Origin of the sequence: Bacillus sp. FSL K6-0069 (assembly GCF_038007785.1) — a bacterium.
In the GTDB taxonomy this organism is placed as follows: Bacteria; Bacillota; Bacilli; order Bacillales; family Bacillaceae_G; genus Bacillus_A; species Bacillus_A mobilis.
The window spans coordinates 3310753-3324117 of sequence record NZ_JBBOXN010000001.1 but is presented as its reverse complement, the minus strand read 5'-3'; the positions used below and the strand labels follow the sequence as shown (position 1 = coordinate 3324117).

Sequence of the window (13365 nt, the reverse complement as noted above, 5' to 3'; positions counted from 1 at the left end):
ATTGTAGGAGGATTTTTTAAATGCAAAACGGTAAAGTAAAATGGTTTAACTCAGAAAAAGGTTTCGGTTTCATCGAAGTTGAAGGCGGAGAAGACGTATTCGTTCATTTCTCAGCTATCCAAGGCGACGGCTTCAAAACTTTAGAAGAAGGTCAAGAAGTTACTTTCGAAGTAGAACAAGGTAACCGTGGACCTCAAGCTACAAACGTTAACAAGAAGTAATTATGGAAAAAAGAAGGGCTTGCCCTTCTTTTTTTTTGCATTTTTTATTGAATAGCCTCCCATGTACATAGCATAATGAGATTGAATTTTTGTTTTTTAGACGAAGTATTTCATGCATAAAGTGCATGAATGAATAAATAAATACTGAAAATAGAGTATGTGTGTGAAAAGGAATGTAGAAAGAGGTAAATAAATTGGAAAACGCTACACATTTTATTGTGTTTGATATAGAGAGAAATTTTAGGCCGTATAAATCAGACGATCCGTCAGAGATAGTTGATATCGGGGCTGTAAAAATAGAAGCAAGTACAATGAAGGTCATCGGAGAATTTTCGGAGTTAGTAAAACCAGGTGCACGTCTTACTCGTCATACGACAAAATTAACGGGAATTACAAAGGAAGATTTAATTGGTGTGGAGAAATTTCCGCAAATTATAGAGAAATTTATTCAGTTTATCGGAGAAGACTCTTTATTTGTTTCGTGGGGAAGAGAAGATTATCGTTTTCTATCTCATGATTGTACGTTACACGGTGTAGAATGCCCATGTATGGAAAAAGAGAGAAAATTTGATTTACAGAAATTTGTTTTCCAAGCGTATGAAGAACTATTTGATCATACACCAAGTTTACAATTTGCAGTAGAACAGCTCGGTTTAACATGGGAAGGAAAGCAACACCGAGCTTTAGCAGACGCTGAAAATACAGCCAAGATACTTCTTAAAGTATATAGCGAGAGAGATATTCATAAACGGTACAAAAGACATGGTGAACTTGAACTTGTAGAGAACGGAAAACTAACAGAAAAAGCGAAAAAAAAGATGCGCAAATGGGTATTTAAAGAAATGAGAAAAAATACAGAGCGTCCTTTCATTTGGAGTACATTTGAAAGTAGTGACACGTGGGAAAATATAACGGAAAGATACTATATAAGCGAATCTACAATAGAACTGTTGAAAAAGCATTTTCCTACGGCGGTTAGAAAGGCGGAAAGGCTGATTAGGCATTTGGCTGAGATGGAGGAGAATGTAGAGGTGAAATGACATTCTCCTCTATTTCTAGTTATATAAATTTAACGTCATTGTATTGATGGATGAATAAAGTATTCACATTAAGTAGGAATGGATTTGTTGGAATTGGGCTGTTATAATTGCTTTGAAAATTAAGGTATGGTAAAAAATTAGAAATATATTGATAAGAACTCATAGTAATGAAAGAGGGTAGGGTTAAATGGAAGCAACCTTTAACATTTTAACCGTCTTAGTTTTTGGGATAATATTTACTACACTATTAGCACTAATTACACTTCCTTTTATAGCAAAAAAAAGAATTGGAAAACGCTTAATATATCTTTAAATCATGGTGTAATAAAGATTAAAATCGAAGAGTAAGGTAAGAGTTTTATATAAGGGAGGTGTGATAGTGATAGACTTGGATATCAAAGACGTCAACGTACAGATGGAATTAAATGGAGTCTTTTGGAATGAGGATGGGATTGCTGAAATGACCGTGACTACAAAAGAAGAGCATTCTCTTCTTCTTCGTCTAGTAGTTGACTTAGAAAGTAAAACTATTAGGGCGACGAGTGCCAAAATAGTGAATGGATTCTGCCCTCTGTGTAAACAGAAAAGGGACGAGTGTAGTGAACTGAATGACTTACAAAACAAAATGGATATTTTAGAAGAAGCTTACGATTGGGTAAGAGAGCATCCAGAATATCGTTTTCAATTATCTTTTTACGAGTATAATAAATTTGAGGTAGTAAAGTAAAATTTTCATTTTACCAACATACATAGTGACTACTTTAATGGAAATACGCTGGTACAACAAAGAAGGGATCTACTTGATTCTGCAACAAATATCATGTTGAACTAAAAATAAGCATATTTTGTTATAAAGCAGAAAAACTGATTCTTAGTAGAATCGGTTTTTTTATATAACTGTCAACTATGTCCAAAATAAAAGAGCGCTTGTTAACAGCGCTCAGTAAAAATAGGGATATGGAAGGATTTATTCGATCCCGTTCGGATCATAAGAATACTGCTGCTTATTCTCAATCCGCTCAATCACATCTTGCAACTCGTCCGGCTTCAGAAACTCAATTGGAGAGAAGCCTTTCTCAAACGTAAGTGTATCAGCCTCAATCATTAATACGTATCGGTCATTTACCTTTGCGATATGTATTTGATCCCCGAAATCAGCGAGCAGGGCCTTTACAGAGATATGGTCTGCTTTTAGCTTTAATTCCACTTCAGGAGCATGCTCGACGATTTGAGCGGTAGCTTCCATTACTTCTTCGGTTGAAAATTGTTCCATAATTTCGCGTTTCGGACTAGCAGCCCATACTTCCATCGCTTGGTCGAATTGTTCGCGTTCTTCCGTACCTTCTTCAAATACATCTTCAATTTGGTCGTATACCATGTCCATTACTTGTGTTTTCATAATTTCAGGCATAGAGCGTTCGTACTCGACGAATTTTAAGAAGTCTTCAAAGTAGCGGGCGTGTGATGCTTGGTGAATTTTTAGTTCGCCCACTTCGACCATACCTTCTTCAGGCATGTACGGATTGAGTGCACGTAAATTCATGTATCGTCATCGGTTAATGGATGTATAATCAAACGTGGACACAAAAATGGCAACGTACGGCTTATATATTCATAATTTTATCGAGTTTTTCAGATACCGATTTTTGCATGTCAGGAAGAACATGGCTATACGTATTAAGTGTAGTTTCGATATTGGAATGGCCAAGACGATCAGCAATCAATTTGACGTTAACATTTTGTTGTATCAACATCGTTGCATGTGTATGACGTAGGTCATGGAAACGTATCTTAGGTAGGCCGAGTTTTTCCGTTAGATTATAGAATTCCTTGCGTAAATTGCGAGGAATCATTGGTTTACCTGTACGAGTACACACTACAAGATCATTGTCTTCATAATCTTTTCCATAGTACGAACGTTCTGCTAAAATCATTTTTTGGTGTGATTTTAATTCGCTAGCAAGTTTGCCAGGTATGTGTATTGAACGTATGCTAGAGGTGTTTTTTGCACCAACTTTTATTTCCGCTGATTGAGTCAATGTTTGCCTAATGTACATAATATTTCTATCAAAATCGATATCTTTCCACCTTAAGCCCATGATTTCGCCTTGGCGTGCTCCTGAGAGTAATGAAGTTGTTATAGCGATATAACAACGCGTTAAGCGATGAACACTTTTAGCTTCTTTTAAAAAATAATTTATCTGATCTAATGACCATACGCTTAATTCATTCTGTTGTTTTTTTGGTAAAGTAGTACCATTTGCTGGATTATCTTTGATCAACTTCATTGTTTTAGCCTTTTTTAGGGATGCACTAACAATTCGGAAAACTAAATGAATTGTATGTGATGAATAATCTGTCTCATTTACTAGATTGTTTATGAATTTTTGAATGTGAATGGGTTCAAGTTTTTGCAATTTGAAATGTCCTAACCTAGGTTTTATTACATTTCTATAAAAAATGGAGTGTATCTCATACGTAGATTTCTGAAGTGAGATACGCCTTTCCTCAAACCATTCATCTAAATATTTAGCATAGGTCATCTGTGATACATCAATAAATTCCTCATTTAAGATTTCGGCTTGCATTCTAATCAGCGCTTCTTGGGCTAATTGCTTAGTTTTAAAACCGCGCTTTTTCTTCTGTCTTCTTTTTCCAGAATTCGGATCTTTTCCTAAATCAAAAGAAAAGTACCAAGTTCCTCTTTTTTTATCTTCTAATACGCTACCTTTCACAATTAAAACCTCCTATAGGTTCTAATCATTGAAATAATAGCTTCCATTACCTGTATTTTAACGTTTTGGTCACTTGTTGTATAGGGATAAAGTATAAAAGAAAAATATGGTATTATAGATGTTAGTGAACTATATGGGCTCTATTAAATAAAAACTATATTTTATATAAAAAAGGGGATAATTAAAATGAAAAAACTAGTAGACATTATTTCATTCGAACAGGCTGACAAAGAAATACGATATTACATTGATATATATACTAAGAGAGAGGTTAAATTGGAATCGTATATTGATTTAGCTGATGAAAACTTAGAGGAGCAAATTCACATAGAATTACTAACTTACATAGAGAATGATTCAAACCAGGATGAGTTTCTTGTTGTGGGAAATGACGCGGTGAAGGTAAGTGAAATCATACATACAAAGGTTAGGCAGTTAAGATTTTTCTAGTTTTAAGTATCTGTTTGATATTAAAAAACATTAAATCAAATAAGAGTTTTATATAATGAAGGAGGAATAGTTATGAATACTTTTAATCACAATGGTAAAACGTATAATCTTTGTCCAAATAACCATATTTTAAGTGAGCCAGATCAAGAATGTTCAAGGTGTAAAGAGGATAAAAAAATAGAAGAAATAAAGAAAGATTTAAACTTTTATGTAGAGAGACACCCTAGTGTGTGTGATGAAAGTTCTACTATTTATATAATCGAAAATGACAAAAGAATGCATATTGGTGGAACTATTAGAACAAATGGTGGCTGGGGAAAATGGCATATACCGTTTCTAGGTGAGAGTACAGAAGATGTTGATACACATAAAACTGGTGGGACCTCGGTAGGGGATGCGATTGAATCAGTAAAAAATAGTTATATAATGAAATACTTACTTAATAAAAAGAAAAAGAAAAAAGTAGTATTTACAATATATCCAAACACAATGCAGGAAGTATCAGAAGAATTCGAGTTTGAACAAAATACATCTGATTCTGTGATAGAACAAAAGTGGAGAGAATGGGTATGGTATCAAGTTGAAAATTATTCAACCTGGTACGAAAAGGATTGAAAATTATATGATAATAAAAAAATTAGAAAATAGGTAGTATCGATATATTTCATTTAAAACTACCTACTTTCTAATTCTATATTATTACTTTATAGGGAAATTTGGTTTATATTTAAGTGGCTTCATATCTCTAGATGGTAGGTATTTGAACTGTAAAATCTCGTTCCACCACTCAAACTCAGAACGTAGGTATAGATCGTACCAATATTTTAATTGATCTTGTGTTCCTTCTTTTGAAGAATCTTCGCATTTTTCTCCGTAATACCATACATCTAACTGTTTAGTAAAAATAGGTGCTAATTCTAAGGTGAATATATTGTTAATTGTTTCAGTATCGTATTCTTGGAAAAGTAAGTATTTGATTTCACCAGGTTCACATTTTTCTTTTTTGCTATTATCATAATATCTTTGATTCCTTAGTTTTGTACAAATTTTGTTACACATATCACAATCATATTTAACTAATTCTATCGTTTCTGTTATTTCCTTATGATTTCCTTCAAAATTAGTGTCCTGTAAGATGTGAATAAATGAGTTGGTATGTTCTGCAATCCTTATTGCATTAATTCTTTTTTCATCAACAATATCCACCAGAATATTTCCCTTATCTTCATCTGTTTCTGAAATAATTGTACGAAACATAAAAACTACGTCATTTAAAAGTGTATTAGTATAGTTTATTTTAATAAAGTCGTATCTGTATATAGAGCTTAATATTAGGTGGCCGTTATCGTCTAAACTAATCTGCATTTTATTCATCGAAATCTTCCTTTCATTATGAATTATAACGAAATGTAATGTATATAAACACAAGAAAGTAATGGGGAATATTACGTTATATTGAAGTAATAACATTTTTAAGGGATTCATTTAGTTTTTTTATATTATGAATAAAAAAGACGCTTTGTTATTAAGCGTCCTCCTCATCGACCAATATAAGTAGTTCTGATAATTCTATATTCAATACTTCTCGAATTCGTTATATTGTATTTTAATGATATTGTTTTGTTTGATCATTGTATAAATGCCTCAAAGTTTCGAAAGGTAAGCCGCTTTTATTTAATATCACTTTTAAGCTTAAATAAATATTCTTAGATGAAACCTGACGGTTTGAGTGTGGTTTGTCTTCTTCTATATAATTATAGTTGCAAGCTAATTAAAAATAATGTTGAGACAAAAAACCATCTTAAATTAAGATGGTTTTTTGTTTTATTTATTCACTCTAACTAGCAAAAAAGGAGGATTTTATGGTGAACAATATTAACAAAATGTACAAATATCTTAAAGAGGATCATGAAAAAAATATAAATCGAGATGCGTTTAACGACATTAGTAAAATTTTAATAAAATGTGAAAATGCATATCTAAATAGAGAAATGGTTAAGTGGGTTTGCAATGCTTCTATGGGGCATGGAAAAACAACAGCTTTAACATGCTGGTTAAAAAGAATAATAGACGCTCTTTGTATACCAGTTTTAATCGCTGTAAGGGAAAATAGCATGGGATTAGAAATATTAAATGCACTCAATGAACATAGCGAAGGGGCAGCGGTTTATGTGTGCGCAGAAAATAAAAATGAGGCCGAAAAAATAACTCAACACACACAGGTTGTAATTATATCTCATTCTAGATTAGTTAATTTGGCACTTGGCTATGGAAATAGTTATTTATACAACACATATACAGTCAATGGGGAGAAAATAAAACGATTAATGATAATTGATGAAAAACCTCCATTTACTAGTGATTTTAATATGGATTTAGGAAAAAATAATAATGGTCTGGAATGGTTTGACAAATTAGCAGGGCGATTAAATATGGATGTACTTGAAGTTCAAGCTAATAGATCATATATTATCAATTTGATAAGAGAAGAATTGTTGAATAAAGAATCTATTACAAATGCATTGATTCCAATAGAGGAAAGAAATAGTAGGAGTGCTAAACGATTACTGTCAACATTAGATGAAATGATTAACATAGAAGAAAACAAGAAAGAAGTATTGGAAATGCGCCAGTTAAAGTTGTTCAAAAGATTACTCTTCGAAGATAAGGTAGGGAGGATTGACACTTATTCATTCAATGGTATAAAAGGAAGGAAGATAATGATATCTGAAAAAATTCAGTACGAGAAACTTGGAATGAACGTACTAGTTTTAGATGGAACAGCAAACATAACAAGAGATCAATATGAACTATGCAATTATGAATTGAAAAATGTAAAGAATTACAATGACTATTCAAGGTTAGTGTTTCATATTGAAGCCATTAAGACTACAAAAAACAGTCGAGAAAATAAAAATAATGCAGTGCAAAAAGCTATTTTGGATCGTGTAAACGTATTGAGAGAATCTTGCTCTGATTTGATTGTTTTAACGTCTAAGAACGAGTTGGGTATATATAAAAAGTTAGGGGTAATAGATGTCACTTTTGGAGTTATTTTGCGCTTGTTTTAAGTAATATTTTGCATTATAAGTAAATATAAAAACGCTATCATCATATAAAACGATAGCGTTTTTATTTACTTGATTCCGATTACTAAACTATCTCGTGCGGCTTCAACAACTTCTGTTGTTATTGTTTCAAGCTTATTAATTTCGAGTATTCTTTCAATTTGAGTGAACAGTCTCTGTATGAGCCTAAAGTTCCCTCCAGTAATCTTTATTATGCTAGTTATTGCCTCATAATCGGAAAAGTCCTCAAGCTTTATAGAAAGTCCTAACTCTCTCCATTTATATTCCAAAATATGATGGGTTTCATCTTTACTAAGTTTATCAAATTCATGGGCAAATCCAATTCTAGAGTAGAGTTGAGGGTATCGAGCTAATCGCTTTTCAATGCCAGGCATTCCAATTAATATCATCGCTATATCATTTCGATCGTAGATATCCCTAAGTTGTTCTAAATTTTGTACTTTTAGGCGATCTATTTCATCAACAATAATCAGGTCGATATCTTCATAAGCGTCAGTGGAGTACTTTTCTTCTTCTCCCTTAGTAAGTACTTTATACATAGTTCTTACCATGTTCATTCTAATTCCAATAGTATGAATCTCGTCAGTCATTTTAGTGGCTCGTACAGCTGGAGCTGTATAAAAAATTGTCCTAGCCTCAAGTATTTTTTCATCTGCATCTTGGCCAATTTCATTTGCTGTTTTATAAGCTATTTGTTTTTCAATGGAATCCCAATTTGCATAATACCTTGAGGACAATGTTTTTCCTACACCCGGTAATCCATAACAAATGCCTATATATTTATATTTGATACATGCATCACAAAACTCGGCAAATCGCTTATATTCTTTTGTTTCAATAAATTTTTGACCTTTATTCATTGAAATACCTCTTTAACTTTGACTTTGACTTTTTGGTAGGTTCATTTATTTTGTTCTCTAGATCCTTTTTCTTTGACAAGGCAATTTCTTCTACAACAGTTTTTCCAGAATCGAGTTGCTTTTTTAGACTTCTCCGTATTTTATTTCGTGCTGAAACAATCTCTTTTAAATCTACTGTATAATCGGAGATTTCAGGGGAAATAGCCGTACATAAGTATTTATCTTGATAAAACACTCGAATCTCCGCAATGTCTCTTGGATTATAACGAATAATGACAGTTTCTCCAATGTATGCAGCTAGATTTGTGTCTATATATCTAAGTCCTTGGAAGTGAATCCCGTCAGAATGAACCTTCCTTGGTTTCGCTACATTTAGCAATAATAAATCAAGACTTTCCAAACTCTCAGGCATATTGGGAAGAAATCCAGAATTATTCCACGCCTGTATCGGTTCTTTTTTTGTTGTACTGTGAACCCTATGGTGATAGTTACTTATAATGAAATTTGATAATTTTTCATCTAATTCTTTAATGGTAAGAAGTGAAGTGCTAGTCTGATTTCCCAAATAACCGGGTAAATCTTGCAGAAACAATTGATTAATGGTTAAAAAGAATCTCTCTATTTTCCCACGCCCTCTTGGAACACCAACTGTAGAAAAAACTAGATTAATTTTTAAATCAACTGCTACTTGCTCTAAATGGTTGGATGTAAAGTCACTCCCATGGTCTGTATAAAATATTTCAGGAATCCCACATATTTTCCAATCGGGATTGCTTTTTTTCCATATTGCTTGGTGTAAGACCAAAGATGTATGTATAGCAGAGGGATTTTCAAAAGTTAAGAAATATCCAGCGACTGCTCGGCTATAATCATCTAAAATGATTGTTAGCCAAGGTCTTTCTGGTTTTCCTTTTTCATTTAAAACTATAATGTCTAATGGGGTATGGTCTGCTTGCCAAATTTCATTGGGGTAGCTTGCCTCTCTTCGATGAATTAAATCATATTGATTGTTGTATGCTTTTTGGCCATCATGCGCTAACTTCTTCAGGCTTGGCAAAAGGGACTGTGATACCTTATGCACTTGATAATAACTTGGTTTTTCCCAGCCTTTTTTCTGACATTGCTCACAAATCATCCGATGAATAGACGTTAATGAATTCCTTTTGTACTTCAATATCAATTGTTCGATCGACACGACAACTTCTGGCTCTAAATGTGTTTTGCCGGCATCACTTCTTGTTTTTCGAATTAAACCTTTTAATCCATTTTGTTTATAGTCCTGAATCCAGTATTGCAGCGTTCTTTTGGCAATACCGGTTTCTTTTATAATAACAGTTAATGTTTTCTCATCGGTAAGATAAGGCGCAATGATTTTATACTTTACCATTGCTTCTCGACGTTGTTCTTCTGAATAAGCCGTTAATGGAGGATGTTCATTTTGCATTAATAACCACCTTTCCGATTTATTGTCTTTCTAAATAGCGATAAATTGTAGTACGAGATACACCCCATTTTTCTGCGACATCTTTGATAGGTGTACCACTTTCAATTAGGGATTTCATCATTTCTATGTCTTTCAATCCAAACTTTTCTGGTCTGCCACCGAGCCTTCCTCTTGCTCTAGCTGCCGCTCGACCGGCAGCCGATCTTTCTTCTATTAAATTACGTTCAAATTCAGCAAAAGCTGCGAATAAGTGAAACATCAATTGTCCTGTTGCATTACTTTTATCCATTGTTAGGTTTTCTTGAAGACTATGAAAACCAATACCACGTTTATTTAAGTTATTCACAATTTGGATCAAATCTTGCATGTTGCGTCCTAGACGATCCAATCGCCAAACTACAATTGTATCGCCTTCACGTGCATAATGAATTGCTTCCTCTAAACCAGGACGTTGTTTTTTTGTTCCACTCATTTTATCGTGAAAAATCTTCTTACAACCATATTGAGTTAGTGCATCTGTTTGTAAATCTAAATTTTGTAATCCTGTAGATACACGTGCATATCCAATTAACACCAATTATCACTCTTTCTAATTTTTACTCTATTACCATTGTAACATAAGATAGAAACACATTGGTTATTGAACATAGAATAATGAACAGAGTTTTATTACATATAAGACAATAAAACACGCTTCTTTTAAATCAAAAAGAAGCGTGTTCAGAAAAGGACGAGTTTTGGAACAAATATTGGGTTTAAGAAATATTGGCAGGCTGCTTTTTTGATAAAAAGCGCTTTTTTAATTTTGTTCCGCAATCGGTCCATATTCTGGAATAAGTGATTGTATAAATAATTAAATTTTGAGATAATTATCATTAAGGAAAAGGGAGTTTAAATGGAATAAGATTGCTCACTAAAAGAAGTAATGAAAATATGACTTATAAGGGGTAGAGTTATGAAGCATAAAACATCAGAAAGATTATTTAGAATAGATTGCGGATATATATATATCCAAGAGTTTTCCATTAAAGATGCAGATAGTATATACAGAATTTCAAATCAACCCGAAATATTTAAGTTCTTGCCAGACTGGAAATCAACAAAAGAACAAAGGGTAGATTGGGTTACCAATTATGAAATACCAGCAAATAAAGCCTTTCTTGATGCCGCTGTAAATACATCAAACATAGATGGTCATTTTTTAAAACTAGGGGTATTTATTAAGGAAACAGATGAATTTATTGGTTGGTGCTGTACAGGCATTAAAGATGAGCTACCTTCACCGAATAGAGAAATTATGTATGCCATTTCAAGTGAATTTCAAAAGAAAGGATACGCTACTAAAGCGTCTAAAGGATTGATTAACTATTTGTTTACAAATACAAATTTAGATGTCATTAACGCAGTAGCTTTAATTAACAACGTTTCATCAAATAAAGTTATTGAAAAATGCGGATTTACTTATCTGAGTCAACAAACGATAGAAAATGAATTATATAATCACTATATATTGAATAAATCAGAGTGGATGAAAAAGCATTAAATGAAAATGTTGTTGTTCCAGAAAAGGGCGCTTTAATGGAGCAACGAAAAAAGCCTAATTTCTCAATTTTAATGAGAAATTGGGCTTTTTATATTTACTCATAGTGCAAAATAGCGCTTAAAATAGGTGCAAAATAACTCCTAAATTGACAGATTGATAAAACCACAAAAAGGATTATTCTGGAAGAATCTTGAACGGCAAACAAGAAAGGAAGTTCTCAAATTTTATAGTATTGCTATACTTGTTTTCATCCTATTCGCGTTCTATTCAATAATGTTTATAATTTCGACTTTCAAAGGGTTCTTGCAAATGCTTTGTATTGGCCTATTATTCCTTACACTATTAGGTTTTTTATTTGGTTTGTTGTTTCCAAAATGGGCGATTTTTTGGAGGGATGAAAGTGAACGAACACGCCAAAAGGTGAGCGTTTATTATGGTGGAGCTTTCGTGATTCTTATGTTCTTCGGTTTTTTCATTGGGAAAATGCCAGGAAACACCTTATCTGCAGATGAAATAGAAAAACAAAAACAAAGAGAGACAGTTTTAGCAAAGCAAGAAGAGAAAAGTGCCGAAGAAAAAAAGAAACAACAAGAAGAGTTGCAACAAAAGAAAAAAGAAGAATTGAAAAAAGAAGACGAGAATAAACAAAGAGCAGTAGAAGAGGAAAAGAAGAAAAAAGATGCAGCAGAAGAAAAGAAGAATGAAGAAAAACAAAAAGCTTTAGAAGAAAAGAGAAAGAAAGAAGAGAAGTTAGCTGCAGAAGAAAAATTGAGAAAAGAAACGGAGAAAAAGGAGAAAGAAAAGAAAGAGCAAAAAGAAAAAGAACAAAAAGTAACGCCAGTGAAAACGAAAAATGGTTATGATTTTGAAAAAGAAAAGCAAGAGATATTAGACACAATTCAAAAACAAAAAGAATCTATTAAACCTGAAAAAATGGCGAAGCAAGAGCACTGGTTTTCTGGATTAAGCTTTGAAACAAGTGACGACGATACGTTCCTATATTTCGGGAAAATCAAGGACGGGAAACCACATGGGATTGGAGCGTTATACAAAAAAGGATATAACAGTTATGACTTATATTATGCAGGGCATTTCAAAAAAGGGTTTTTTGATGATTTTGGATTGCGCTTCAAAAGAACAGAAGAAAGCTATGCACTGAAACAATTTATTCCAAATGGCATCAATCTTCCTTCCTATTTAGCATATGAAGGATACTTTAAAGACGGAGAATATGAAGGGAAAGGAAACGAACATGACCCAATTTTATTTATTGATGTGATTTCTACTTCCTTAGGAGATGAATTACCAGAACGATCTTTCCGTTATTTAGAAAAAAATGATGAAATACTATCAGCTTGGGGAGAGAACGAACATACAGGTGTTGTCTTTACCGAAGAGAAAACTGTCCCTATGGACACATATGTTTCCCGTACAGGGATTTTTAAAGGCGACAAATTAAATGGAAAAGGAAAAGAGTATAGAGACGAAACAACTCTTTCGTATGAAGGTGAGTATAAAAATGATGAATATCATGGCAAAGGCACGAGCTATTTAAACGGCAAGAAGGAATATGAGGGTTCGTATTCAAATGGAAAATACGACGGTAAAGGCACGCTTTATGACAAAGAGGGGAAAGTTGAACATACAGGAAAGTTTGCAGATGGTGTATGGAAAGGGAGTAACTAAACGGAAAAATTTTCTAGTGTTTTGTTAGGTATTTTGGATCATACCAATTTAGATGAAACCACACGATTTGAGTGTCTGATAAATAAATGAGACAATATAGGTACAACACGATATAAGAAACAAAAGCTGATGCAACAGTATTATTCGCTGTGTTGTGTCAGCTTTTTTTACATAGATTAAAAGACAAAATAAAAGACAAGAGGGGTAATAATATGAAAGATCTAAGAAATTAAAAAAAAGCAGAGTTAATTGAAATATTGGTAGAGGAATTTGGTTATGAAAAAACAGATTTGAAAA

The 13365-nt window shown here is 32.9% G+C and carries 13 protein-coding genes and 1 pseudogene; 8 read left to right on the top strand and 6 right to left on the bottom strand.

Features of this window, described 5'->3' with window-relative positions:
* Positions 1-20: 20 nt before the first annotated feature.
* The 3 genes from cspB (at position 21) to MHB74_RS17065 (ending at position 1988) form a co-directional block, all read left to right on the top strand.
* Positions 21-221, top strand: coding sequence for a cold shock-like protein CspB (gene cspB / locus MHB74_RS17075; RefSeq protein ID WP_001179148.1), 201 nt, complete (start codon positions 21-23; stop codon positions 219-221).
* 194 nt (positions 222-415) lie between these two features.
* Positions 416-1261, top strand: a complete 846-nt coding sequence (locus MHB74_RS17070; protein ID WP_061678463.1) for an exonuclease — start codon at positions 416-418, stop codon at positions 1259-1261.
* Between the two features lie 379 nt (positions 1262-1640).
* Positions 1641-1988, top strand: a complete 348-nt coding sequence (locus MHB74_RS17065) for a hypothetical protein (RefSeq protein WP_061678462.1) — start codon at positions 1641-1643, stop codon at positions 1986-1988.
* Between the two features lie 240 nt (positions 1989-2228).
* On the opposite strand, the pseudogene MHB74_RS17060 reads toward MHB74_RS17065, so the two are convergent.
* Both MHB74_RS17060 and MHB74_RS17055 read right to left on the bottom strand, forming a co-directional pair.
* Positions 2229-2783, bottom strand: a pseudogene (locus tag MHB74_RS17060) (DUF3898 domain-containing protein); the annotation flags it as partial.
* 82 nt (positions 2784-2865) lie between these two features.
* On the bottom strand, positions 2866-3996 hold the full coding sequence (locus MHB74_RS17055; protein WP_061679958.1) for a site-specific integrase: 1131 nt from the start codon (positions 3994-3996) through the stop codon (positions 2866-2868).
* Between the two features lie 186 nt (positions 3997-4182).
* Between MHB74_RS17055 and MHB74_RS17050 the strand changes: the two genes are divergently transcribed.
* Entirely contained in the window at positions 4183-4446 is a 264-nt protein-coding gene (locus MHB74_RS17050) for a hypothetical protein (protein WP_061679957.1), read from the top strand.
* Positions 4447-4518: 72 nt separating this feature from the next.
* A complete protein-coding gene (locus tag MHB74_RS17045; RefSeq protein WP_061679956.1) occupies positions 4519-5061 on the top strand; it encodes a hypothetical protein in 543 nt (180 codons plus the stop codon).
* Between the two features lie 84 nt (positions 5062-5145).
* On the opposite strand, the gene MHB74_RS17040 is transcribed toward MHB74_RS17045, so the two are convergent.
* Positions 5146-5820, bottom strand: a complete 675-nt coding sequence (locus tag MHB74_RS17040) for a hypothetical protein (protein ID WP_061679955.1) — start codon at positions 5818-5820, stop codon at positions 5146-5148.
* Between the two features lie 488 nt (positions 5821-6308).
* Between MHB74_RS17040 and MHB74_RS17035 the strand changes: the two genes are divergently transcribed.
* Entirely contained in the window at positions 6309-7517 is a 1209-nt protein-coding gene (locus tag MHB74_RS17035; protein ID WP_061679954.1) for a hypothetical protein, read from the top strand.
* A 65-nt stretch (positions 7518-7582) separates the two neighbouring features.
* Here the strand turns inward: MHB74_RS17035 and MHB74_RS17030 are convergent, their stop codons facing one another.
* Genes MHB74_RS17030 through MHB74_RS17020 form a run of 3 tightly spaced genes read right to left on the bottom strand, consistent with a single transcriptional unit; the run spans position 7583 to position 10413 of the window.
* A complete protein-coding gene (locus MHB74_RS17030; RefSeq protein WP_001032575.1) occupies positions 7583-8395 on the bottom strand; it encodes an AAA family ATPase in 813 nt (270 codons plus the stop codon).
* On the bottom strand, positions 8388-9839 hold the full coding sequence (locus MHB74_RS17025) for a Mu transposase C-terminal domain-containing protein (protein ID WP_001178744.1): 1452 nt from the start codon (positions 9837-9839) through the stop codon (positions 8388-8390). Before MHB74_RS17025 ends, MHB74_RS17030 begins: the two co-directional genes overlap by 8 nt.
* 19 nt (positions 9840-9858) lie before the next feature.
* The gene (locus MHB74_RS17020; protein WP_000904909.1) at positions 9859-10413 is read right to left on the bottom strand and encodes a recombinase family protein; all 555 of its coding nucleotides are present in this window, start codon (positions 10411-10413) and stop codon (positions 9859-9861) included.
* Positions 10414-10794: 381 nt separating this feature from the next.
* On the opposite strand from MHB74_RS17020, the gene MHB74_RS17015 reads away from it, so the two are divergent.
* Together MHB74_RS17015 and MHB74_RS17010 are read left to right on the top strand one after the other, a co-directional pair.
* Positions 10795-11382 carry a GNAT family N-acetyltransferase gene (locus MHB74_RS17015; RefSeq protein WP_000681199.1) on the top strand — a complete coding sequence of 196 codons (588 nt, stop codon included), beginning with the start codon at positions 10795-10797 and terminating at the stop codon, positions 11380-11382.
* A gap of 309 nt (positions 11383-11691) precedes the next feature.
* Positions 11692-13068 (top strand): hypothetical protein, encoded by a 1377-nt coding sequence (locus MHB74_RS17010; RefSeq protein WP_061679953.1) that lies wholly within the window; start codon positions 11692-11694, stop codon positions 13066-13068.
* Positions 13069-13365 lie beyond the last annotated feature (297 nt).